Genomic DNA, 24992 nt, shown 5'->3' on the forward strand with positions numbered 1-24992 from the left:
AAATGACACAACTTAAAGTCGGATTAGTATCAATTTCAGATCGTGCTTCACAAGGAATCTATCAAGATAAAGGATTACCTTCGTTACAAGAATGGTTAGAACAAGCATTGATTGAACCATTTTTAGTAGAAACAAGATTAATTCCTGATGAACAACCTTTGATTGAACAAACCTTAAAAGAGTTAGTTGATGAATGTGGTTGTCATCTAGTGCTTACTACTGGCGGAACAGGGCCGGCAAAACGCGATGTTACACCAGATGCAACATTAGCTGTCGCCGATCGGGAAATGCCGGGATTTGGTGAGCAAATGCGCCAAATTAGTTTGCAATTTGTGCCAACAGCGATTCTATCACGTCAAGTCGGTGTAATTAGAAAAGAGAGTTTGATTTTAAATTTACCGGGACAGCCAAAAGCGATTAAAGAAACCCTAGAAGGATTAAAAGATGAAAATGGTAAAGTGATTGTGAAAGGGATTTTTGCTGCTGTACCTTATTGTCTAGAACTGCTTAGTGGGATCTATATTGATACCCATAAATCAGTAGTGGATAGTTTCCGCCCGAAGAAGAAGTAGATATAAAAAATGCTTTTTAAACTTTGTTTAAAAAGCATTTCCTTTTTTCAATGCATAATTATTTTGTTAATAAATCAAACGCTTCCTGATATTTAGCCACAGTTTGTTCAATAATCTCTTGTGGTACTCTTGGTGCTGGTGGTTGTTTATTCCAGCCACTGTTTTCTAACCAGTTACGAATAAATTGTTTATCGAATGAAGGTGGATTTGTGCCTTCTTTATAAGTATCAATTGACCAGAAACGGCTTGAGTCAGGGGTTAAGACTTCATCCATTAATGTTAAGGTTCCATTTTCATCTAAACCAAATTCGAATTTAGTATCACAGATAATAATACCTTTACTCAAAGCGTATTCTGCTGCTGTTGTATAAAGCTCAATTGCTTTTTGTTTGACTTGTGCCGCTAATTCAGCGCCGATTAATTTTTCACATTCAGCATAGCTGATATTAATATCGTGATTACCAATTTCTTCTTTGCTTGATGGTGTGAAAATCGGTTCAGGTAATTTGCTGGCATCAACTAAACCTTTTGGTAATTCAATACCGCACACAGATCCTGTTTGTTGATAATCTTTTAAGCCACTACCAGTCAAATAACCGCGCACGATAGATTCAATTTTAATTGGTGTTAAACGTTTACAGACAACAGCACGTTTTTCAATTGCTTTTGCTTCAGCCTCTGGTAATACGTCATACACAGTATCGCCAGTAAAGTGATTTGGCATAATATGTGCTAATTTTTTAAACCAGAAATTGGAAATTTGGGTGAGGATCTCTCCTTTACGAGGGATAGGATCATCAAGAATGACATCGAATGCCGAAAGGCGATCAGAAGCGACCATTAACATTCTTTTATCATCAATTTCATAAAGATCACGTACTTTACCAGAATAAATTTTTTTTAGGCTAATAGTTTGCATAACGATACCTGTATTAAAAAGAAAACCGATGCGAATTATACTCCGTTTCATCTTAAGTTTCACGCAAACGATTGCTTGTTTTTTTATTTATTCGATACCAACTAGTTTATGTGTTTGTAAGCTGAGCTGCCATTTAATAGTTTTGCTATGTTGGTTTAAGATTCCTATTGTGCGAATAGTATCAAGAATATTCATCTCACCATTTTGTTCACAAGGTGATAAGTAATAATGTTTTGCATGAATTTTTGTGGCTATTTTTTCGCAGAACTGCAAAATGTCATCACAGTCATTCACAATTCTCACTTCATCAGCAAAATCAATACTGCGTTGCCAATATTTGTCTTGGTATAAACGTTTTGGACTAGTTGCAATGTAATCAATTTCGCTTGGTATCGGTTTTAACCCATTCGTTTCAATCGCGAGAAAATACCCCTGTTGTTTTAAATAGTTTAATAATTTGCGTAGATGTGGCTGTATAGTTGGTTCGCCACCGGTAATAATAATATTTTTCGCCGTATATGTTGCAACACGTTCAGCAATTTGCTGGAGTGTCATGGTTTGGAAATGGTGGTAATCTGTATCGCACCAAGGACAAGCCAAATTACATTTTCCAAAACGAATAAAAATTGCGGGCATACCGGTATTAAACCCTTCACCTTGCAAGCTCTCAAATATCTCAACAATTTGATAAGGTGTTTGCATTAGTCTGCCTCATATTCAGCAAAAGAAGTTGGCGTTTCCCATAACCGAATACAAGTAATCTTTAATGCTGTGTATTGAGTTAAACGTGCAAACATAAATCGAGCAAGATTTTCTGCTGTAGTTCGATAAGGTAAAGCAAAAGTTTTTGAATTAAGTTCAGTAAGCAATGCAGCTATTTTGCATTCGCGCTCACTTGTTTGATCATAAATAAAAGCATGATCCATAGGCTGTAAAATGATTTCATTTACTGCTTGTTTTAAATCAGTAAAATCAATCACCATACCTTTTTTTGCTCCTTCTTGGTAAGTATCGCCAGTAACAATAACTTGTAATTTATAGGTATGACCATGCAAGTTTTGACATTTTCCATCATGACCATCTAGTAGATGCGCCATATCGAAACTAAATTCTTTAGCAACTTTGTACATCATTTTGTCCTAGTTATTGTTTTTTACTGGCAAGATATTCTTTTAGCCCTTTTTCCCGCAGTAAACAGCTAGGGCATTGATGACAGCCACCTTCGACACCTTCATAACAAGTATGTGTATGTTGAATGACGTAATCGAGTTTGCCTAATTGATCTGCCAAAGCCCAAGTTTCTTTTTTAGTAAGCCACATTAATGGTGTGATCAGGTTAAAGTGGTAATCCATAGCTAGATTAAGCGTAACATTCATTGATTTAATGAAAATATCTCGACAATCTGGATAGCCGCTAAAATCGGTTTCGCATACACCTGTAATAATGTCACTAATACCTTGTCCTTTGGCATAAATAGCAGCATAGAGAAGAAAGAGCGCATTACGACCATCAACAAAAGTATTGGGTAATTCACCTTGTTGCTGTTCAATTGTTTGTTGACTATCTAACAGTGCGTTGTGGGTTATGGATGTAATAACTGAAGTATCTATAATGGTTTGTTTTACGCCAAGATCATTAGCAATCCATTGTGCCTTTTCCAGTTCGATACTGTGGCGTTGTCCATATTTGAATGTAATGGCTTCGACGTTGCCATTACCATAGGTTTGTAATGCTTGTAATAAGCAGGTAGTAGAATCTTGACCGCCAGAAAAAATGACGACCGCTTTTTTGTTTTGCATAAGATGTTCCTAGTTTTTTAACGTGGGAGGTTTGCGAACCACGACAATCAAAGGGCGTCATTCTAGCGAAATTTTGCTGAAACTCAATAAAAGATGTTAATTTTCCTGTTGCAAATCTTGGATCAAAATTTTGGAACGGCGTTGGTAATTATATTTTTCCCGTTTCTCTTTTGGTAAATCTTCAACATTAGCAATTTTAAATCCTCGTTCTTGGAACCAATGTACTGTACGGGTTGTAAGCACGAATAATTTTTCGATACCTAATGCAATTGCCCGTTTTTGGATATGGGTTAATAAAATATCACCACGAGAAGAGTTACGATAATCAGGATGCACAGCAACACACGCCATTTCTGCCATTTTTTCATCAAAATAAGGGTTTAAAGCAGCGCAGGCGATCATTACGCCATCGCGATCGATCACTGTGTAATGATCAATTTCCATTTCTAATTGTTCACGAGAACGTTTCACTAAAATGCCTTGCTGTTCCAAAGGTTGGATTAAAGCGAGGAGATTTGGAATATCTTTAATGGTTGCAATTCTGACAATTTCAGAGCTTTCTAACGAAACCTGTGTACCGATACCATCGCGAGAGAATAACTCTTGTAGTAGAGCGCCATCTTCTAAATAACTTAATAAATGTGCACGTTTAACGCCATTACGACAAGCTTCTAATGCAGTTTGTAAGAATCTTGCTTCTGAACTATGGTAGAGATTATTGGCGATAAATTGTTGTAAATGATGTTCTGCTGAAAGTAAGGTGAGATCTGGCATAACTTGTTGATTTTCATCGAGAATACCCTGTTGCTCACAAAAACCGATCACCTTTTCCGCTTTTAATTTAATGGCAATTTGTGCCGCTAATTCCTCAAAAGCAAGATTAAAATTCTCACCAGTCACAGAAACACCAATCGGCCCAATCACCACAATTGCATTGTGTTCCAATTGTTGTTTAATCCCTTCGCTATCTATTTTACGCACTTTACCACTCAATTGATAATCCACACCCTCGTCAACACCGATTGGTTGTGCAATAACAAAATTCCCGCTGACAACATTAGGTACGCTGCCATGAGCAATATTATTCATTCTTAAGGATAAACGTGCCGTAATATCAAGTTGTAAACTGCCAACGACTTGTTTGACGAGTTTTAAAGTTTCTGCATCGGTAACACGAATATTTTTGTGGTAACGTTCTTCAATATTGGCTAAATGTAGCGCATCGTTAATTTGTTTACGCGCGCCAAAAACGATAACTAATTTGATACCTAAACTATGTAATAAGCTGATGTCGTCGATGATATTAATAAAATTAGGGCTGGCAGTGGTATTTCCGTCTAACATAATGACAAAGGTTTTGCCTCTGTGTGCAGTAACGTAAGGGGTTGATTGACGGAACCATTGCACGAGTTCAGTGCTGCGAATCATAAAACTTCCTATTTTTGAATAATTATGTAATAAAAGTGATTTTATATGCAAAAAGGAGTTGCTTTGCAAGATAATTCTACGATTTAGCAAAAAAATCGAACCAGAAAATTTACTCTTGAGATTTAGTTACATAGAATAACGCCACTCAAAGTCAGAATGAAGAAGAATATGTCAGAACAACAACCATTTAGCCATTTCCCTACTGTGCGTGAGATGTATCCATGGGGACAAGAACGGCGTGTATTAAAGCAAATTCGTCATATATTGCGTTATTTCGGACGACGTTTAATTAGTTATCAAGCAGGCAATACTTTTATTCAATTTTTGAATCAACACCCGGTTTGGCTGCCAATGTTCCAGCAACATAAACACCGCTTTCATACTATTTTATTTCACTATTGTGATAAACGTTTTTCACCGAATCAACGTGCCAAGCAAATACAACATACTTTGGTAATGTTGGAAAAATTATTAGGTTTGGAAAAGTGTGCGACATTAGTTGCTTCAGAAACGATAGCATTAGCTGATCTAGGTAATGGCTTACGTTTACATCTCAATATTAATCCTATTGATCCGTATGAAGGATTATTTTCGATCAATATCCAAGATGATACGACACAACGTTATTATGATGCTTCATTTGCGATTATTGAGGGAAATCGGCTGCTGATTGCGAGTATTCAAGGTCCAAAAGGGGAACAGGCTGCGGAAATTGTAAAAAGTTTGACCAAGCAATTACATGGTATGCGACCAATGTTTATGATGGTGGAATGTTTTAAATGGCTAGCTCAGCATTGGCAGTTGCAATTAGTCGGAATTCCACACCGATATCAAACCAAAATTCGTTTACATGGCAGTAAAAAAATTTATATGAACTATGATGAATTTTGGCAAGAAAATAAAGCGGTTTACCAATACAACTATTGGCAATTACCTTTACAGGTTGAGCAACGTCCACTTGAAGAAATTCAAAGCAAAAAACGTTCAATGTATCGTAAGCGTTATGAATTGTTTACCCAGATTGAACAAGGTATCAAAACTAAGATCTAACTGTTTCATAAACATAACAATTGTGTTAAAAAAGACGCTTTTTTCATCATCAAATCTGTGATGTGAAGCAGGGATAAAGCAAGTAATTTTTTCTATAATTAATGACGGTTGTTGATAGATGAAAAGAGGGTGTTTATGTCTGATTCTATTTATACGTCGTTGAAAAAGCTTGTGAAGCATCCAATAGCGGAAGCACGCCATAGTAAAATTGCTTTATTCCTATTTTCATTAACCTTTGGTTGGATAATGAAAGATCTATTGAGCGATCCAGCTTTTACCGATACACAAAACTACGTCCTGTTCCTTATTTTTTTCTCTATTTCATTATGGGTTACCGAAGCCATCCCACCTTTTTCAGTAGGTATATTGATCATTGGTTTTCTAGTATTAATTATGGGGCGTAGTGATGCAGAAAATGCGATGCAATATTTGCAGACGTGGTCTGATAGTGTTATTTGGTTGTTTTTAGGCGGTTTTTTCCTTGCTGAAGCAATGAAGAAAACAGAATTAGACATTTTGTTATTGAAAAGAATGCTGCCTAAATTTGGCCAAAATCCACAAAATATTTTACTCGGCTTGATGGTGCTTACCGCGGTGATGTCAATGTTGATGAGTAATACGGCGACTACGGCAATGATGATTGCAACAGTAAGCCCTCTCTTTGTTACTTTAGATAAAAAAGCGAATTTCTCACGTGCATTATTGTTAGGCATTCCAGCAGCAGCTTCTATTGGCGGTATGGCAACAATTATCGGTTCTGCACCGAATGCGATCGCTGTTGGGGCATTAGAAAATATTGGTTACCATATTTCGTTTTTAGAATGGATGTTAATGGGAACACCAGTTGCCGCTATTTTGATTTTTATCTTCTGGCGAGTATTGTTAAAGCGTTATCGGATTAATTCTGATGAGCATCTTGAATTTGATTTCTTAAAAAATGCTGGTACAGAAGTCGATCCTCAACTTGAACAAGAACATCGTACGCAAAAATGGATTGTATTGGTGATTTTGGCGGTTACTTTATTTTTCTGGCTAACAGCAAAATTGTTCGGTATTCCTATTGCGGCAGCGTCAGGAATTCCAATCGTAGGTTTAACTATGTTAGGTGTGATTGATTCTGATGATGTACGTAAATTGCCTTGGGACACTTTGATGTTAGTTGCTGGTGGTTTAGCGTTAGGATTGGCAATTGAAGAGCAACAGATTGCGAGCCATTTTGTTAATCAATTAAGTCATGTTCATATTAGTTTTATGCAGCTACTGATTTTGTTTGCTTTTATTACGGTTATTTTATCCAACTTTATGAGTAATACGGCAGCAACGACTATTCTTATTCCGGTTGGGCTATCTTTGCTTAAGGTCTTTTCCGGCGATGTGTCGCCAGCAATTTTGCCACTAGTTATTGGATTAAGCGCCTCTTGTGCGTTATTCCTACCAGTATCAACACCACCGAATGCTATTGCGTTTAGTACAGGCTTAATTCGTCAATCTGAGTTCCGTTTAGGCGGTATTGTGATTGGTGTGTTAGGGCCGATTCTTAGTATTATTTGTGTAAGTTTGGTGATGATGTTTTTTTAGTTATTGCTAAATAGCATAAACCTCAAAGGAAAGCCTTTGAGGTTTATCGATTATGTCGAGTTAGTGAGATTTGTCTACCACCAACCAAGTAGTTTCATCCATAAACCACCGACAACAAACCAGATAATCAATGATGCAATTGAGATGATGAAACTTACACCCCACCATTGACCTGTGGTGTTATATCCGGAACCAAATAATGCAGGGCCGGGACCGCCAGCGTATTGAGTTAAACTCATTGATAAAGTTGAAGTGTAACCTAATCCAATAGCGGCAATCATTGGTGGTGTACCAACAGCAATCGCGGCAGCTAAGAATGCTAAATACATTGCAGAAATATGCGCCATTGCGGAAGCGAAGAAGTAACGTGTATAGAAATAAACAAGAACTAAAATGCTAAAGGCAATTGGCCAGCTGAAAGTACCGATTGATGATGAGATATGGCCAGAAATCCAAGAGATAGCACCATATTTGTTTAACGCATTCGCCATCATTACTAATACTGCAAACCAGAACATTGTGTCCCAAGCAGTTGTTTCTGACACAATATTTTTCCAAGTCATAATATTAGAGGCTAAGAGGATCACTAAACCGATAAAAGCAGAGGTTGTGGCATTGATACCAAAAGCGAGATCACCGACTGTCCAAAGTAATAACAATAAGATAAAGTCTAACGCTAAAATCCATTCTGCTTTACTCATTGGCCCCATACGTTGCAATTCTTCGCGCGCCATTTCTGCCATTTTTGGCGTATGTTTTAGTTCTGGCGGGTAAACCAAATAGACTAAATAAGGTAAAACAATAAGGCTAACAATACCTGGAACGATAGCGCCTAAGAACCAAGTAGTCCAGGAAATAGTTACCCCTTGGCTTGCTGCTAATTCTGCAACTAATGGGTTACCAGCCATAGCAGTTAAGAACATGGTACACACAATAGTATCAATTTGTGATACTACGATAGCCAAGAATGCACCTGCACGACGAGCTGTTGGGCCAGGTTTAGAGTCATAAGCATCTGCAATAGATTGCATGATTGGGTACATAATACCGCCACCACGAGCAGAAGCAGATGGAATTCCCGGCGCAATAATGGTATCAGCTAACGCAATTGCATAAGCAACGCCCATCATACGATGACCAAAACGTGATACGAAGAATAGTGCAATACGATTACCTAATCCTGTTTTTATTACGGCACGAGAGAGAAACATCGCAATCCCAATCAGCCAGATAGTCGCATTAGAGAAACCAGACAACATACCAACATCGGCATTGCTGGCTTTAATTGGGGTAAGTCCAGTTAGACCACTGATGACCAATGCAATCAATGTTGCTGCACCCATTGACATTGCTTTAGCAATAATGGCAACAATGGTGGCTACAAACAACGCTAACATTCCCCAAGCACGATTACTTAAACCTTCAGGGGTTGGTATTAGCCAGATAATTAACCCAACAACAATGGCAATAATTAAGCCTTTGAGTTGAAATCCTAGTTTTACTTCAACACCATTTGGTGTTGAAGGTGATGTGGGTGCGACTTTTGCGCTGCACATTAAATTACTCCTTAGTTTATTTTTTTAACAAAATAAGAAGAATTATAGTGAAAAGTGTGATGAAGATCACAAAAAATAACAAAAAATTGATATCGATCATATTTTGATCGAAATCCGAATGGAGCGTAGGAGAACAGAAGTCAAAAATACCTAGAAATCGTTCGATTTCTAGGTATGGCTAAGGAAAATTAATTATTTAAAAAATCAATAATAAATGGCAATGCAGCCCCTACTGCACTAGGATATTGCCGTTGTGAGGCGATACGAATGAAATCTCCTTCAATTGGAAAAGTCGCTTTTTGTCTAATTTTTTGTTGCAAAAGTGACAAATCTTGTTGCTCTAAGTAGAGAGCAATTTCACCACCTAAAATAATATCTCGTTCTAAAAGTAAATAAACAGCATTTAGCCCTAAGGCGAGATTCTGCAAAAAAGTTTCCCAACGTTGTAATACCTGTGGATCTTGTTTTCTGAGTAAGTCGAAAAATTGTTGAATGGTTTCATCAGGTAATAACAATGCGGAAAGTGAGCAGTAAGTTTCTAAGCAACCTGTTTGTCCACAATAGCATTGATGGCCATTTGGATGAATTTGTAAATGTTCTAATGCGCCAGAATAGCCTTGTTTACCTAGATCGATTTGATTATTCAAAATAATCGCACCACCAAGATGTTCACTGATAGACACATAAATAGCGTTATCAATTTTTTTTGATGAGTGCAATTCAGCAAGCGCAGCACATTTAACATCATGCAACAATTTAAGTGGATAAGAGAAATAAGGTTGGATATTGTCGAGATTTAATGCATCACAAGAGAGCAACTTACCATAAATAATAGCATGGCCTTGTTTATCAGTAATCCCTTGGATCGAAAAACCAATGCCTAGAATTTGCGATTTTTGATAATGCAGCTGTTCAATAAATTGATTCACTATTTGGCATAAGTTTTGTACGTAATTCAAATTGTCTTTATAAGCCAATTTTGTAGAACTATGTGTAATCGTATTACCTTGTAAATTGACCGCTAAACAGCGTATTTTGCGTTGCTGGATTTCAACACCAATACTGATAAAAGCATCTTCAACTAAATGATAAGCGATAGCAGGGCGTCCGCCTTGCGATTGGCATAAACCGTTTTCTTTGATTTTTCCTTCTTGTTCCAACAACGTAATGTTATTCGTTACTGTAGGTAAGCTTAAGCCGAGTAATTTTACGATTTGTGGCTTTGAAAGAGGGCCATGCTGAAAAAATAATTGGTAAATATTGCGATAATTATTTTGTTTGATATCTAGCACATCCTCATTACTCATTTTTTCCTCTCTTTTGCAACTTTATCGCTGTTTTATTTCATTCATCTTGTGAGCTATCTCACAAATCTATAAAAAAGTCCTACTTTTTTAAAGTCATTTTAACAAAGTCAATTGCAAAAAGAAAATAAAAGCATTAACTTAAAGTCACTTATTTAAAGTTATTTTAATAAAGTTGATTTATATAACATAGTAAGGAGTTTCTTATGTCTATTTTAGAAAAAATGAAATTAACTGGTAAAACTGCATTTGTTACTGGCGGAGCAAGAGGAATTGGTAAAAGTGTTGCTACTGCATTTGCACAAGCAGGAGCAAATGTTGTAATTGCAGATTTTGATATTGCTGAAGCGGAAAAAACTGCTACAGAAATAGCGACAACAGAACAAGTAAAAGCGATTGCCGTAAAAACTGATGTTACAGATCCGGCTAGCGTGAATCATTTAATTGAAGTGATTAAACAAGAATTTGGACGCTTAGATATTGCTTTCTGTAATGCAGGCATTTGTTTAAATGTTCCGGCAGAGGAAATGACATATGAACAATGGGCAAAAGTGATCAATGTGAATTTGACCGGTGTGTTCTTAACTGCACAAGCTGCAGGTAAATTAATGATTGAACAAGGTACTGGCGGTTCAATTATCAATACAGCTTCTATGTCTGCACATATTGTGAATGTACCGCAACCACAATGTGCTTATAACGCATCAAAAGCCGGCGTTATTCAATTAACAAAATCACTTGCCATTGAATGGGCGCAACATAATGTACGAGTGAATAGTTTAAGTCCGGGGTATATCGGTACTGAATTAACACTCAATTCTAAAGATTTACAACCGCTAATTAAAACTTGGAATGAAATGGCACCAATGCATCGTTTAGGCAAACCTGAGGAATTGCAATCAATTTGTGTCTATCTTGCAGGTGATACTAGTTCATTTACCACTGGTGCAGATTTTATTGTGGATGGCGCATTTACTTGCTTCTAGTGGATAACAGTAATACTGAGGGAGACAGCAACTATGATGTATTTATTAGGTACAGATATAGGCACATCAGGCACAAAAACTATTTTAATGGATGTGGCAGGTAATTTAATTGCACAAGATTTACAAGAATATGGCGTATTAACACCAAAACCATTATGGGCGGAACAGTGGGCAGATGTGTGGTTAGAAGCGAGTAAAAACTCAATTAAAAATACGATTAAAAAAGCCAATATTGATGTAAACCAGATTAAGGGAATTGCCATCAGTGGGTTGTATGGTGGTTCAGGTATTCCGCTTGATAAGGAGATGCAACAAGTTCGTCCTTGTATGATCTGGATGGATCGCCGAGCAGATAAAGAAACAGAATGGGTAAAACAACATATTGATTTAGCTAAATTGCAACGGATTACCTTTAATGGCGTCGATCCTTATTATGGCTATACCAAAATGTTATGGTTGAAAAATAATGAACCTGAGAATTGGGGAAAGACAGCACTGTTTTTACCACCGAATAGCTACGTTATTTATAAGCTGACAAATGAAATAGCTATTGATTACTCTTCAGCCGGTAATATTGGCGGAATTTTCGATATGAATCAGCGTGTCTGGTCGGAAGAGATGATGGCAGAACTTGGTATTCCACTAGATAAAATGCCGCAAAAAATTGTGGAATCGACCGATATTGTTGGTTATTTGACAGCTGAGATCGCTGATGAATTAGGTTTGCCGGTTGATTTACCAGTGATCGCTGGTGGTATTGACTGTGGTGCTGCAAGTATTGGGTTAGGTATTTTTGAACCGAATATTTTTTCTGCAACGGTTGGAACTTCAATGTGTTGTGCGCTGATTTCAGAAAAGCCAGCACAAAATCAAGATCTTATCATTTGGCCATATTTATATGATGCAAAACGCTTAAATTATTATTTTGCAGGCGCTAATACCGCTGGCGCGATAATTAAATGGTTTAAAGAGACATTGTGTCAATGGGAAGAAGAGTTTGCGAAAGCACATCAACGTAATGTTTATGATGTGTTGAATGAACAAGCGAAAGATATTCCTGCTGGCAGCCAAGGTTTGCTGGTATTGCCTTATTTTATGGGAGAGCGTAGTCCAATTTGGGATTCTCATGCAAAAGGTACTATTGTTGGCCTATCTTTAACACATACCAAAGCTCATCTATTTAGAGCCTTTATGGAAGCAGTGGCTTATTCGTTTAGACAAGCAATGGAAGCTACTGGCGACTATCAAGGTGAACATATCATTATTGCCGGTGGCGCAACTAAATCTAAATTATGGCGACAAATTTTTGCCGATGTGACTGGCTATCCTGTTCTTTGTCCACGAAATGATGCAGAAGCAAATTTAGGTGATGTGATTTTAGCTGGTGTGGGTACAGGTGTTTTGACTTTCTCTGATGTAAAAAAATGGCAAGTTTTCGATGAGAAGGTGATGCCAAATCCGCAAGCACATGAAATATATAATCAATATTACGAGTTATATAAATCTATATATCAAAACTTAAAAACAGATATGGCGAAACTATCCACGCTTGTTTAGTAAGCGGAGAGCTAGTTTTGTGTAATGAATACTCACAGCGAGAGAGCGTAAGGAGTTTGTATGAAAAATAATGTTTGGCTAAAACGTATCGGTTATGGAATGGGAGATTTTGGCTGTAATCTTGTATTCGGAACCATGGCCTCTTATTTAATGTTTTTCTATACAGATGTTTTTGGTATAGAAGCCGCCGTAGTGGGCACAATGCTTTTGTCCACTCGTTTATTAGATGCACTGACAGATGTATTAATGGGATTAGTTGTAGATAGAACTAATACTCGATGGGGGCAAGGACGTCCTTATTTCATTATTGGTGCAATTCCGTTTGCGATCTTTACTGCATTGACGTTTTATGTGCCTGATTTTGGTACTGCTGGGAAGATCGCTTGGGCGTATATGACTTATATTATGCTCTCTTTAGCTTATACCGTTGTGAATATTCCATTAAATACTATTGTGCCAAGATTAACTTCAGATATTCATGAACGTAATGTTTTAGTGTCAAGTCGTATGGTTTGTGCATTACTAGGTACAGCAGTGGTGATGGGAATTACTTCACCATTAGTCGAATTTTTCGGGCAAGGGGATTATAAACAGGGCTATTTTATTACGATGACACTTTATGGTGTGTTAGCAATGTTTATTTTTGGATTTACCTTTTCGCAAACTAAAGAAGTTGTGCCATCAACTGTTGTGCGTACGAATAATAGTGTCTTAGATGATTTTAAAGGGATTACTAGTCAAACTTGGATTTTAGTATTCGTTAATTTCCTCTATTTTGCTTTGTATGTAGTACGTAACACATCAGTAATCTATTACTTTACTTACAATTTGCAACGCACTGATTGGTTAATTTTTGTTGGTTTCTTCGGCATTTTATCTGGATTACCGGTGTTGTTAATTTTGCCAAGATTGCAAAAACTATTCCCGCAAAGAAAGTTAATTATCATCTTTTCATTAGTCTATATTGTGGGTGATCTTCTCTGTTATGTCGGCAGTAATTCACCGGTGATGTTAGTGCTTAGTTTAGCTATTACTGGTTTAGGAATGTACGGTATTTTTGGCGTAACCTTTGCGATTCAACCTGATGTTATTGATTATTCTGAATATGAAAAGAATCGTAGCATTTCTGGGATGATAGCTGCTTTACAAGGTTTCTTTGTGAAATTTGGTATGGGTGTCGCGGGCGCTTTAATTGGTTGGATTTTAAAAGCTGGTGGTTATCAACCAAATGCTGAACAAAGTGCATCAGCACTATTTAGTATTGAACTTTGCTTTATTTGGATTCCATTAGTAATTTGTGTCGGTGTAATTGGCTGTATGTATTTTTATAAATTAGATGGTATTCGTGCAGAAATGAGTCGCGTGTTAGATTTACGTAGAAAACAAATTGCCTATGCAGAACAAAATTAGGAGATAGCATTATGACAGAAAAGTTTATTGTTCCGTTTTCGGGTGAATTGTTATCACTTGAACAAGTGCCAGATGTACATTTTTCGCAAAAACAATTAGGTGAAGGATTTGCCATTAAACTTACTGGTGAGCAGGTGATTAGTCCTTTTGATGGCGTTGTGATAGCCGCTTTTCCAACTGGACACGCTTTTATCATTCGTCGTAAAGATGGCTTAGAGGTATTAATTCATTTAGGATTAAATTCAGCAAATAAGCCGGAAGCTTTTCAAATGAAAGTGGAAAAGTATCAGAAGGTTAAACAGGGTGATGTTTTGGTGCAAGTGGATAAAACGCTATTAGCTATCCGCAGTGATGAAGACTTAATTTCACCAATTGTGTTTAGTAATCCAAATATAAAGGTACAATTACACAAACAAAATCAAAATGTTGTGCTTGGTGATGAGCAGGCGATAACTTTTGCGATTAACTAAAATAATTTAGATAACAGAAGGCGTAATTAGTAGTAATTACGCCTTGTTTGTTACTGTTGATTCAATGCTACTTTCTGTCTTTCCGCCTTTAACGAATCCTCAATTTCTTTAATCCAATCGAGTTCAAATTGCGTAAAACCCGCTTGTAAGCGTGCATCAGTATTTACCACACCTTTAAAGATAACAATACGGTATTGGCGTAATAGATCAGAGAAACTGGTTAGAGGATCAAGATTGCGTTTGGCAGAGAGTGCGTGATACCAATGGTTACCGATAGCAACGTGACCAATTTCATCATTAAGAATAATGTTAAGAATTTCCACTGCACGAAAATCTTTACGCTGTGCCATTTTCTCTCTTAATGGTGGTGTAGCATCTAAGCCGCGAGCCTCTAATACACGCGGAACTAATGCCATTCGCTGCCAAATATCGTGAGCAGTGGCTTGTGCCATTTCCCATAAACCAGTGTGTGCCTCAAAATCACCATATTGATAGCCAAGCGTTTGTAGATGTTGATTAACTAGACCAAAGTGATAGGTTTCTTCGTGTGCTACCCGAAGCCAATCTTTAACAAATGCAATTCCTTCACCTAATTGTTGTTGGGCAGCTAAACCAAAACGCCAAGCAGCATCTAAACCGAGATTAATCGCGTTAAATTCGATATGGGCGATAGCGTGGAAAGTAGCAGCATATCCTTCCGGAGTAACGAATGAACGTTTTGGTACATCTTGTGGCGCAACTAAAACAGGCTTGTCAGGAATACCAACAAGCTCATTTTGTGGTGTCACTATTGGGTAATTTTCTTCTTGATTAAGTAAATCCCACTGCCAATCGGTCGCCATAAGTTGATTGACTAATTGGCATTTTTTATCAGGATTTTTTTCTGCTAAAGCATTCGTAACAGCTAGCCAAAACTGCGCTGCTGCATCATTCATCATAACTATTCCTTTAAGTATTATTTGCTAAGTGTGTATGCTTATCGGCAATTTTGCGTTCTAAGTAGGCGATCATTTGTAAGGCAATGTCTAATTTGCTGGTTTTTTCGATTAACTCTAAACCTGGGCTGGCATTGACTTCAAGAATCATTGGGCCTTGTTTAGTGCGAATAATATCGACACCGGCAACGTCCAGACCAATAAGTTGCGTTGCTTTAGTCGCTAATTCACGCTCTTCATTAGTCAATTCTGCAGGGATTGCACTACCACCACGATGAAAATTAGCACGAAACTCACCAAGTTTTCCTTGTCGTTCCATTGCGCTAACCACACGCTGACCAATGACAAAACAGCGTAAATCATCGCCTTTAGCTTCACTAATAAATTGTTGTGCTAATACAGGGATATTGGCGTGTTTCAAGGTTTCTAATACACTGATCGTGCTATTATTTTCAGGCATTAACATCACTCCAATACCTTGTGAACCAGCAAGCGTTTTGAGGATTGCTGGTGCGCCAATATTATCGGCAATCGCAGTCGCATTCACTTCACAACCACCAAAACTGGTAGTAGGTACCGGTAAATGGTGTTGATGCAATACTTGCAAACTTTGCCATTTGTCACGAGCTAAAGCAAAAGCATCTGCCTGATTGAGGATTGGAATATTACGCTGTTCAAAATAACGTAATACTCGGCAGCCCATTTCAGTACTAGCAGTACCAAAACGGGGAATAATGCCGTCGTAGTGCGGTAGCTCTTGATAGAAAGGTTCATTCGCCGCTTGGTAATAGAGTTTTGGTTGCGAATGATAGACTAACTGTAAAATACAACGGTTAGGATCGAGAATATCAATTTGATGGCCGCTTTCAATCGCTGCTTCTTGTAAACGCACGCAACTGTATAAGCGTGGTTCACGACATAACATTAATAATCTCATGTTATTTCTTCACAAAGCCTTGTTTTTGTAAATAGCTTAATACTGCAGGACGCACAGGTTTATTAAGCGCCTTCGCAACATTTTTACTCCAATTATTATCAATATTGCTGCGAGCTTGATAATAATCGGCAGTCACTTGATCAAATTGCGCTAATTTATCCTGGTCAAGGGTTTGATAGTGATTTTCAAAGAACATTAGTTCAGCAGGTAAACGTGGTTTTAGCGGTGGATTTTGATTTGGATAACCTAAGCACATACCGACAATAGGCAAAGTATGTTTTGGTAATTGGAGTAACTCACCAACTTTTTCCATTTCATTACGTAAAGAACCGATGTAAACACCGCCTAATCCTAATAATTCTGCGCTAGCTAATACATTTTGCGCCATAATACCAGTATCAACGGCACCAATCAGTAATACTTCTGCCCAGTCTAATTGTGCTTCTGGACAAATTTCAGCGTGTTTCGCAAAATCAACACAAAAGACCCAAAACTCAGGCGCAGTATAGACATACTCTTGATTAGAGCAGTATTGCATCAGCTGTTGGCGCATTGCTTTATCGGTGACACGAATAATAGATACACACTGTAAGTGATTAGAAGAGGATGCCATTCTTGCGGATTGCAGCAGCTGCTGGCGAGTTTCGTTATCGATTTCTTTATCTAAAAATTTACGAATAGAACGATGAGAATGTAGTATCTCTAAGGCTTCTGTTGACATAGTAAATACCTCGAATGAATGTAATAACTTGCGGATGTCATTTTGCGGATTGATATAATATACCAATCGTTATAATGCTTAAAATAGTTTTCCATCTATTATTGAGATTGAGTAGAATAGCTACGTTTTCATTGATAAATAAGGAGTCAATTATGTATACAGTTATTTTTGGTCGCCCTGGCTGCCCATATTGTGCAAGAGCAAAAGAATTAGCGGAAAAATTAAAAAATACCGTTGAAGATTTTGACTATCGTTATGTAGATATCATTGCAGAAGGGATTTCTAAAGCAGATCTTTCTAAATCAGTTGGTAAAACTGTTGAAACCGTACCACAAATTTTCATTGATGAAAAACCAATTGGTGGTTGTACAGATTTTGAAGCATTAATGAAAGAAAAATTTGGCGTAGTTGCTTAATTTTTTTATCAGAGTTAAAAACGGAAAGCGCAGATGCCTTTCCGTTTTTTTGTACCTATTGTTGGATTAATTTTGAAACTAAATCAACCACTTGTTTATTTTCTGCGTCAGACAGTTTTCCTTCTTTAGCAAATTGCACTTTGCCTTGTTTATCTAATACCAAAATTAACGAATTTTCTGGTCGTAATTGCCAAGCATTTTTGACTTTACCATTTTCATCAACGATAACGGATGTATAAGGAAACTCTTTTTTCCCTTTTTCTGTTTTACTTTTCGCCATACTACTCATTCCTAAAGTGGCATCAGCGACATTGACAATTGTGGTAGTTTGATATTTGTCGTGTGGAAAGTGGGCGGCTTTAATTTTATCCATTAGTGGATCATTCATTGATTTAACAGAAATACGTCCAGCCATATGTTGTACAACACGTACCTTGCCCGCCAATGTATTACTGTTCCAGGCTTGATATTGCACTTTATCACCATTTAAGATGATTTCTCCGCTTTGGACATTATTAACGGCTATTGGTGCTTGTCCAACCGTTAAGTTATGCGCCATTGCTGAAAATGGAAATACTAAGCTCAGCATAAAAAGTTGTCGTACTCGTTTCATTCTAAATCCTTGTTGAAAAATGATGGGTTAATAAACTGAAATTAAGTTGCTGGTTGCTGTTTTTTTACGGAATAGAGGATAAACACAAAGGTCACACCTAATACTAATGTTATTCCGATACCAATCTTCCAAGTAATTTGTTCATGTAAAAACAGAATGGCGAATAGAATACCAAAAATCGGTTCTAGCGCCGAAATAACCCCTGAAATATTGGCAGAAACATAGGGTAATCCGTTATTCCATAATTTTGGTGCCAGCCAACTACAAGCAATTCCTAAATATAACAATGCCATTGTATCGATGAATGAAGGTGAAAAATGCCATTGTTGATTGAGTAATAAAGTAAATGGAATACAAAAAATCATACCAAACATAATGGTCACTGCGGTATAACTACGTGGAGGGATCTCCTTCATAACTTCTTGTGCCCAACGAACGGTGAAAGCAAAAGTAATCGTAGAAGCTAAAATTAAAAAACAACCCCACACATCAATTTGGCTATTTGGATCATCATCACTGACTACTAAAGCAATACCAATAAAAGCTAATAAACCGAGAATATATTCAAATTTGCTCGCTTTTTCTTTAAAAAACAGATGACCAACAAAAACCATAATTAATGGTTGTAAGCCTAACATAGTGACTGCGCTAGAGGCAGAAGTATATTTTAAACCAATAAATTGCAATAAAAAGACAAGCGGATAATTAAGAAAAGCAAGAATTGCTAGACTTTTATATAAATGATGCGGAATTTTACGAAAAAAGCGCACAAAGGTAGGCAAAACAATTAGCGCTGCAATACTGAAACGAAATTGCACTAAGATGACGGGATCAAATGAATTGTAAGCTAATTTGCCTACGGGGAGAGAACTCCCCCAGATTGCAATTGCAATAAAAAGCGGAAGCATCTATTACGCCTATGCAGATAAAACAGAATGGGCATTATAAGACTGAAAATAAAAATGCCGCAACCCTATTTATTGTTGGTATCTGTTGTAGGAAATCTGTTAGACTTATAAAGCAAGTTTATTTACACTGAATGCTTGTCGAAAAATTGTATTTTTGTGGCATTTTTTTGCTTTTTTATGCTGAAGTGCGCAAAAGTATGATAAATTACATTTGTTTATCAATATTATTTCATTATCTTTACCTTTAAATGGAGAAAAATATGTCGTGGAATGATTCAGGACAGGATCCTTGGTCAAAGCCTGGTAGTTCGGATCGAAAAGATGGAAAAGAGAACAATTCATCTGGACAGAATCAACAACCCAATCAAAATCAAAACAATGACAACCCACCTGATTTATTAGAAGAATTGACAAAGTTTTTCAATAAACTTAGCCAAGGCGGCGGACAAGGTAGTAAAGGTTCAGCCAACACGACAAATTCAGCAAAAGGTTTTGGAAAGTTAGTGATTTTTGCTGCGATTGCGGCAGTGATCATTTGGATTGCCAGTGGTTTTTACACCATCAAGGAAGCGGAACGTGGCGTGGTATTGCGTTTCGGTAAATTAGAAAAAATTGTGCAACCAGGTTTAAATTGGAAACCAACTTTTATTGATACCGTTTTACCAGTGAATGTGGAAAGAATTAGTGAGTTAAAAACGCAAGGTTCTATGCTGACACAAGATGAAAATATGGTGACAGTAGAAATGACGGTACAATACCGTATTCAAGATCCTGCTAATTATTTATTCCATGTTGTTGATCCACAAGATAGTTTAAGCCAAGCAACGGACAGTGCCTTACGTTATGTGATTGGACATATGTCAATGGATGATATTTTAACCACAGGACGTTCGGTTGTGCGTGAACGTACGTGGAAATCCTTAAATGAAATTATTAAACCTTACAATATGGGTTTAGAAATTTTAGATGTGAACTTCCAATCTGCGCGCCCACCAGAAGAAGTTAAAGATGCCTTTGATGATGCAATTAAAGCGCAAGAAGATGAACAACGTTTGATTCGTGAAGCAGAAGCTTATGCGAGAGAACGTGAACCAATTGCACGTGGTAATGCTCAACAAATTATTGAACAAGCAACGGCATATAAAGAACAAATTGTGCTAGATGCGAAAGGGGAAACAGAACGTTTTACTAAATTAATCCCTGAATTTAAGGCGAATCCACAATTATTAAAAGAGCGTCTTTATCTAGAATCAATGGAAAAAGTGATGGCGAAAACGCCGAAAGTTTTATTGGATAACAACGGTAATAACTTAACTGTTTTACCATTAGAACAGTTGATGAAGAAAGGTAAAACAACTTCATCTGAAATCTCTACCAGCAACAATGGTAATGAAGCACCTAAGAACACATTAGATGTGCCAAAAGTGCCGAATAATACTCAAGTAAAAGAGCCAACTATTGATGCTGATCGTCAAGGGAGATTTTAATGATGCGTAAGTTTTTAATGCCAGTTATTGTTATCGTCGCAATAATTTTATATACCAGTATTATTGTTGTGCCTGAAGGTGCAAGAGGTATTATGTTGCGTTTTGGTAAGGTGCAACGTGATGCAGATAACAAAGTTGTTGTTTATAATCCGGGATTACATTTTAAAATTCCTGTAATTGATGGAATTAAAATTTTAAATGCCCGTATTCAAACTTTAGATGGACAAGCTGATCGCTTTGTTACTGTTGAGAAAAAAGACTTATTAGTTGATTCTTATGTGAAATGGCGTATTGCTGATTTTGGTAAGTTCTTTACTTCAACAGGTGGTGGCGATTATTTGCGTGCAGATAGCTTATTAAGACGTAAAGTCAATGACCGCCTCCGTTCAGAGATTGGTTCAAGAACAATTAAAGATATTGTATCTGGTACACGTGGTGAATTGATGTTAGATGCAAGAAAAGCATTAAATACCGGAACAGACAGTACCGCAGAGTTAGGTATTGAAGTAATTGATGTGCGTATTAAACAAATCAATTTACCAGAAGAAGTTTCATCATCTATTTATCAACGTATGCGTGCAGAACGTGATGCAGTAGCACGTGAACACCGTTCACAAGGTCGTGAAAAAGCAGCTTTTATTCAAGCTGATGTTGATCGTAAAGTGACAGTGATTTTGGCTAATGCGAATAAAAAAGCACAAGAATTACGTGGTGAAGGTGATGCGGTCGCGGCAAAAATTTATGCTGACGGTTTTGGACAAGCGCCAGAATTCTATAACTTTATTCGTAGCTTAAAAGCTTATGAGAAGAGTTTTGCGCAATCTGACAATTTAATGATTGTGAAACCAGATAGCGAATTCTTCAAATTTATGCAGCGTCCAACAGAACAAAAGTAATGTAAAAGCCTCGAATAGAGGCTTTTCTTATGTATGATCAAGGAACTATAGATTAGATTTGTAGTTTTAGATAAGCGGTAGTAAAGTATTGCGTTGGAATGACCTTTTTTAAACTAAATAGAGAGAACCTAAAGGTAAAATTATGGGAAAAAGTGTAGCAGTCCTTGGCGCTCAGTGGGGCGATGAAGGTAAAGGTAAAATTGTTGACTTATTAACTGATCGTGTGAAATATGTAGTTCGCTATCAAGGTGGGCACAATGCGGGTCACACTTTAATTATTAATGGTGAAAAGACCGTATTACGCCTTATTCCATCAGGTATTTTGCGTGATAATGTTACTTGTATGATTGGTAACGGTGTAGTGTTATCACCATCAGCGTTAATGCAAGAAATGGGTGAATTAGAAGCACGTGGCGTTGAAGTGCGCAGCCGTCTTTTGATTTCTGAAGCTTGTCCATTAATTTTACCTTATCACGTAGCAATGGATCATGCGCGTGAAGCTGCATTAGGTAAGAAAGCGATCGGTACTACGGGTCGTGGTATTGGTCCTTCGTATGAAGATAAAGTAGCTCGTCGTGGTTTACGTGTTGGCGACTTATTCAATATGCCAATGTTTGCAGAGAAGCTAAAAAATATTCTTGATTATTATAATTTCCAATTAGTGCATTATTACAAAGTAGAACCTGTTGATTACGATAAAACATTAGCTGACATTACTGCAGTTGCAGATGTGATCAAATCCATGGTGGCAGATGTTACTACGATTCTGCATCAAGCAAGAGCACGTGGCGATAATATCCTATTTGAAGGTGCGCAAGGTACAATGTTGGATATTGACCATGGTACGTATCCTTATGTAACCAGTTCTAATACTACTGCAGGTGGTGTAGCGACAGGTTCTGGTTTCGGTCCACGTAATCTTGATTATGTACTTGGTATTATTAAAGCTTACTGTACTCGTGTTGGTGGTGGTCCATTCACTACTGAATTATTTGACGATGTTGGCGCAGAAATTGCTCGTAAAGGTAATGAGTTTGGTGCGGTAACTGGTCGTCCACGTCGTTGTGGTTGGTTTGATGCGGTTGCAGTACGTCGCGCGATTCAACTTAACTCAATTTCTGGTTTCTGTATGACGAAATTGGATGTTTTAGATGGTTTCAAAGAAATCAAAATTTGTGTGGCATACAAAATGCCAAATGGTGAAATCATCGAATATGCACCATTAGCAGCAGAAAAATGGGAAGGAGTAGAACCAATCTATGAAACTCTACCGGGTTGGTCAGAAAATACCTTTGGTGTTACTGATCTTGCTCAATTACCAGAAAATGCACGTAAATATATTAAACGTATTGAAGAAGTCACTGGTGTACCAGTAGCAATTCTTTCAACTGGTCCGGATCGTGTACAAACTATGATCTTACAAGATCCATTTGCCTAAATAATTTATCGCTGATAGATGGCTATTCCTATGATGGAATAGCCATCTTTTTTATCTGATTATCTGAATTATGCGTCTATTTATTGCCGAAAAACCAAGTTTAGCAAGAGCTGTTGCGGAAGTGTTGCCAAAACCGCATCAACGGGGTGATGGTTTTATTCGTTGCGGTGAAAATGATTATGTCACTTGGTGTATTGGGCATCTTTTAGAACTAGCTGAACCAGATAGCTATAATCCAGCTTTTAAGCAATGGCGATTGGAACACTTGCCGATTATGCCTGAAAAATGGCAATTTTTACCCAAAAAAGCGACAGAAAAACAATTATCAGTCATTAGCCGTTTGGTACAACAAGCAGATGTGATTGTACATACAGGCGACCCTGACCGAGAGGGGCAATTATTAATTGATGAACTGTTTGCCTACCTTAATTTACCGAAAACAAAGATTGATGCTATTCAGCGTTGTTTGATTAACGATCTGAATCCGGCAGCAGTAACAAAAGCAGTTAATAAGTTACAGACAAATCTAGATTTTCGTTCTCTGACGATTTCTGCATTAGCTCGTACTAGGGCAGATTGGTTATATGGTATCAATATGACACGAGCCTATACCATTCGAGGGCAACAGGTGGGCTATAAAGGCGTATTATCTGTTGGACGGGTACAAACGCCAGTATTAGGCTTGATTGTGCGTCGTGATTTAGAAATTGAAAATTTTGTACCGAAAGATTTTTTTGAGGTGCAAGCAAATATCTATTTTTCTGCGGAAACGGTAACACAACAGCCGCAAATTCAAGGTTATCCTTTTAAAGCACAATGGAAACCGAGTGAAGCGTGTGAGCCTTATCAAGATGAAGAAGGCAGGGTATTAGTGAAATCATTGGCAGAACACGTAGTGAAACGGATTCAACAGAAGCCTGCGTTAGTCAATGAATACCAAAATAAAACTGAAACAGAAACCGCTCCGTTACCTTATTCTTTATCGGCATTACAAATTGATGCGGCGAAAATGTATGGGATGTCAGCACAAGAAGTGTTAGATAGCTGCCAACGTTTGTATGAAACGCATAAAGCGATTACTTATCCACGTTCAGATTGTCGTTATTTACCCGAAGAACATTTTGGCGAACGGCAAGCAATTTTTGCTGCAATCAGTGCGAATTGCTCAGATTATCAAACCTTTGTGGAGGGATTTAATGCTGAACAACGTAATCGTTGCTGGAATGATAAACAAGTGGAAGCTCACCACGCCATTATTCCCACCGCAAAACAAAATTTACGTTTAAATGCACAAGAGCAAAAAATTTATCAGCTAATAGCTCGTCAATATCTGATGCAGTTTTATCCTGATGCGGAATATCATAAAACAAAAATTGGTTTAACAATTGAAGGCGGAATGTTTGTTGCACAAACTCGAGGGCTGGCGAATGCTGGTTGGAAGCGCTTGCAAGGCAAGGAAGAGAGTGATCCACAAAAAATAGCGGCAGCATTACCCACTGTGAAAAAAGGTGATGTGCTTTATTGTCTTGATGGCGAAGTAGTCAGTAAAAAAACACAACCACCGAGTTATTTTACTGATGCGACTCTGTTATCAGCGATGACGGGTATTGCACGTTTTGTGCAGGATAAAGAGCTAAAGAAAATCTTGCGTGAAACCGATGGCTTGGGAACGGAAGCAACTCGTGCTGGTATTATTGAATTACTCTTTAAGCGAGGTTTTTTATATAAAAAAGGGCGTTATATTCATAGTACTGAAGCGGGACGTATTTTGATTCAAGCGTTACCAGATATTGCAACACAACCTGATATGACGGCACAATGGGAATCTCAGCTAGATCAGATTTACCGTAAGCAATTAAATTACCAAGTTTTTATGCAGCAGCTAACCACGCAATTACCACACTTAGTCAGGAATATTGATCTACAAAAATTACAATTATTACGTAATATTCCGGTTCAATCTACTAAGCAAAAGAGAAATCTTAAGAGTCAAAAAAAGGAGTAACATAAT

General features: G+C 37.4%; 24 protein-coding genes and 1 riboswitch. Of the genes, 12 read left to right on the forward strand and 12 right to left on the reverse strand.

From position 1 onward, the window contains the following. Positions 1-2 precede the first annotated feature (2 nt). Positions 3-572, forward strand: coding sequence for a molybdopterin adenylyltransferase (mog, locus tag QS62_RS01645; protein WP_066104928.1), 570 nt, complete (start codon positions 3-5; stop codon positions 570-572). 58 nt (positions 573-630) lie between these two features. Here the strand turns inward: mog and QS62_RS01650 are convergent, their stop codons facing one another. The 5 genes from QS62_RS01650 to argA form a co-directional block, all read right to left on the reverse strand. Continuing rightward, the gene (locus tag QS62_RS01650) at positions 631-1491 is read right to left on the reverse strand and encodes a phosphoribosylaminoimidazolesuccinocarboxamide synthase (protein ID WP_066104931.1); all 861 of its coding nucleotides are present in this window, start codon (positions 1489-1491) and stop codon (positions 631-633) included. An 87-nt stretch (positions 1492-1578) separates the two neighbouring features. After that, positions 1579-2193 carry a 7-carboxy-7-deazaguanine synthase QueE gene (locus QS62_RS01655; protein WP_066104935.1) on the reverse strand — a complete coding sequence of 205 codons (615 nt, stop codon included), beginning with the start codon at positions 2191-2193 and terminating at the stop codon, positions 1579-1581. Beyond that, complete coding sequence (gene queD / locus QS62_RS01660) at positions 2193-2621, reverse strand: 6-carboxytetrahydropterin synthase QueD (protein ID WP_066104939.1); 429 nt, start codon at positions 2619-2621, stop codon at positions 2193-2195. The genes QS62_RS01655 and queD overlap by 1 nt, the downstream gene beginning before the upstream one ends. Before the next feature lie 13 nt (positions 2622-2634). After that, positions 2635-3291 (reverse strand): 7-cyano-7-deazaguanine synthase QueC, encoded by a 657-nt coding sequence (queC, locus tag QS62_RS01665; RefSeq protein WP_066104945.1) that lies wholly within the window; start codon positions 3289-3291, stop codon positions 2635-2637. A gap of 3 nt (positions 3292-3294) precedes the next feature. Continuing rightward, positions 3295-3339: riboswitch (PreQ1 riboswitch) on the reverse strand. A gap of 48 nt (positions 3340-3387) precedes the next feature. After that, positions 3388-4716, reverse strand: a complete 1329-nt coding sequence (gene argA / locus QS62_RS01670; protein ID WP_066105105.1) for an amino-acid N-acetyltransferase — start codon at positions 4714-4716, stop codon at positions 3388-3390. 171 nt (positions 4717-4887) lie between these two features. On the opposite strand from argA, the gene QS62_RS01675 reads away from it, so the two are divergent. Next, on the forward strand, positions 4888-5769 hold the full coding sequence (locus tag QS62_RS01675; protein ID WP_066104948.1) for a VirK/YbjX family protein: 882 nt from the start codon (positions 4888-4890) through the stop codon (positions 5767-5769). Positions 5770-6015: 246 nt separating this feature from the next. Beyond that, positions 6016-7347: an SLC13 family permease gene (locus QS62_RS01680; protein ID WP_066105108.1), complete on the forward strand. Its 1332-nt coding sequence runs from the start codon at positions 6016-6018 to the stop codon at positions 7345-7347. Positions 7348-7421: 74 nt separating this feature from the next. On the opposite strand, the gene QS62_RS01685 is transcribed toward QS62_RS01680, so the two are convergent. Beyond that, on the reverse strand, positions 7422-8903 hold the full coding sequence (locus tag QS62_RS01685) for a DASS family sodium-coupled anion symporter (protein ID WP_066104951.1): 1482 nt from the start codon (positions 8901-8903) through the stop codon (positions 7422-7424). A 188-nt stretch (positions 8904-9091) separates the two neighbouring features. Continuing rightward, positions 9092-10210, reverse strand: coding sequence for an ROK family transcriptional regulator (locus tag QS62_RS01690; RefSeq protein WP_066104954.1), 1119 nt, complete (start codon positions 10208-10210; stop codon positions 9092-9094). 203 nt (positions 10211-10413) lie between these two features. On the opposite strand from QS62_RS01690, the gene QS62_RS01695 reads away from it, so the two are divergent. From QS62_RS01695 to QS62_RS01710, 4 genes are read left to right on the forward strand one after another with little or no spacing between them, the layout of a single operon-like run. After that, a complete protein-coding gene (locus QS62_RS01695; RefSeq protein WP_066104957.1) occupies positions 10414-11193 on the forward strand; it encodes an SDR family oxidoreductase in 780 nt (259 codons plus the stop codon). A gap of 33 nt (positions 11194-11226) precedes the next feature. Next, positions 11227-12750, forward strand: coding sequence for an FGGY-family carbohydrate kinase (locus tag QS62_RS01700; protein WP_066104960.1), 1524 nt, complete (start codon positions 11227-11229; stop codon positions 12748-12750). A gap of 60 nt (positions 12751-12810) precedes the next feature. Next, complete coding sequence (locus tag QS62_RS01705) at positions 12811-14160, forward strand: glycoside-pentoside-hexuronide (GPH):cation symporter (protein ID WP_066104963.1); 1350 nt, start codon at positions 12811-12813, stop codon at positions 14158-14160. Positions 14161-14171: 11 nt separating this feature from the next. Further along, the gene (locus QS62_RS01710) at positions 14172-14630 is read left to right on the forward strand and encodes a PTS sugar transporter subunit IIA (RefSeq protein WP_066104966.1); all 459 of its coding nucleotides are present in this window, start codon (positions 14172-14174) and stop codon (positions 14628-14630) included. Between the two features lie 50 nt (positions 14631-14680). Here the strand turns inward: QS62_RS01710 and QS62_RS01715 are convergent, their stop codons facing one another. The 3 genes from QS62_RS01715 to nfsA are packed head-to-tail and all read right to left on the reverse strand — an operon-like array spanning position 14681 to position 17223. Next, on the reverse strand, positions 14681-15565 hold the full coding sequence (locus tag QS62_RS01715) for a ferritin-like domain-containing protein (RefSeq protein WP_156550034.1): 885 nt from the start codon (positions 15563-15565) through the stop codon (positions 14681-14683). 13 nt (positions 15566-15578) lie between these two features. Beyond that, on the reverse strand, positions 15579-16502 hold the full coding sequence (locus QS62_RS01720) for a RimK family alpha-L-glutamate ligase (RefSeq protein WP_066104972.1): 924 nt from the start codon (positions 16500-16502) through the stop codon (positions 15579-15581). Position 16503: 1 nt separating this feature from the next. Further along, positions 16504-17223, reverse strand: a complete 720-nt coding sequence (nfsA, locus tag QS62_RS01725; protein WP_066104975.1) for an oxygen-insensitive NADPH nitroreductase — start codon at positions 17221-17223, stop codon at positions 16504-16506. Between the two features lie 152 nt (positions 17224-17375). On the opposite strand from nfsA, the gene QS62_RS01730 reads away from it, so the two are divergent. Then, positions 17376-17639, forward strand: a complete 264-nt coding sequence (locus tag QS62_RS01730) for a GrxA family glutaredoxin (protein WP_065237022.1) — start codon at positions 17376-17378, stop codon at positions 17637-17639. A 55-nt stretch (positions 17640-17694) separates the two neighbouring features. Here QS62_RS01730 and QS62_RS01735 read toward each other — a convergent pair whose 3' ends face one another. Continuing rightward, entirely contained in the window at positions 17695-18252 is a 558-nt protein-coding gene (locus QS62_RS01735; protein WP_066104980.1) for a YtfJ family protein, read from the reverse strand. A 41-nt stretch (positions 18253-18293) separates the two neighbouring features. Beyond that, the gene (locus QS62_RS01740; protein ID WP_066104982.1) at positions 18294-19160 is read right to left on the reverse strand and encodes a DMT family transporter; all 867 of its coding nucleotides are present in this window, start codon (positions 19158-19160) and stop codon (positions 18294-18296) included. Between the two features lie 260 nt (positions 19161-19420). Between QS62_RS01740 and hflK the strand changes: the two genes are divergently transcribed. The 4 genes from hflK to QS62_RS01760 all read left to right on the forward strand — a co-directional run bounded on the left by hflK (position 19421) and on the right by QS62_RS01760 (position 24986). After that, positions 19421-20647, forward strand: coding sequence for an FtsH protease activity modulator HflK (gene hflK / locus QS62_RS01745; RefSeq protein ID WP_066104985.1), 1227 nt, complete (start codon positions 19421-19423; stop codon positions 20645-20647). 2 nt (positions 20648-20649) lie between these two features. Then, positions 20650-21543 (forward strand): protease modulator HflC, encoded by an 894-nt coding sequence (gene hflC / locus QS62_RS01750; RefSeq protein WP_066105113.1) that lies wholly within the window; start codon positions 20650-20652, stop codon positions 21541-21543. 142 nt (positions 21544-21685) lie between these two features. Then, positions 21686-22981, forward strand: a complete 1296-nt coding sequence (locus tag QS62_RS01755) for an adenylosuccinate synthase (protein ID WP_066104989.1) — start codon at positions 21686-21688, stop codon at positions 22979-22981. Between the two features lie 70 nt (positions 22982-23051). Beyond that, positions 23052-24986, forward strand: coding sequence for a DNA topoisomerase III (locus QS62_RS01760; protein WP_066104992.1), 1935 nt, complete (start codon positions 23052-23054; stop codon positions 24984-24986). Positions 24987-24992 lie beyond the last annotated feature (6 nt).

Source organism: Gallibacterium salpingitidis (assembly GCF_001678495.1).
Taxonomy (GTDB): domain Bacteria; phylum Pseudomonadota; class Gammaproteobacteria; order Enterobacterales; family Pasteurellaceae; genus Gallibacterium; species Gallibacterium salpingitidis.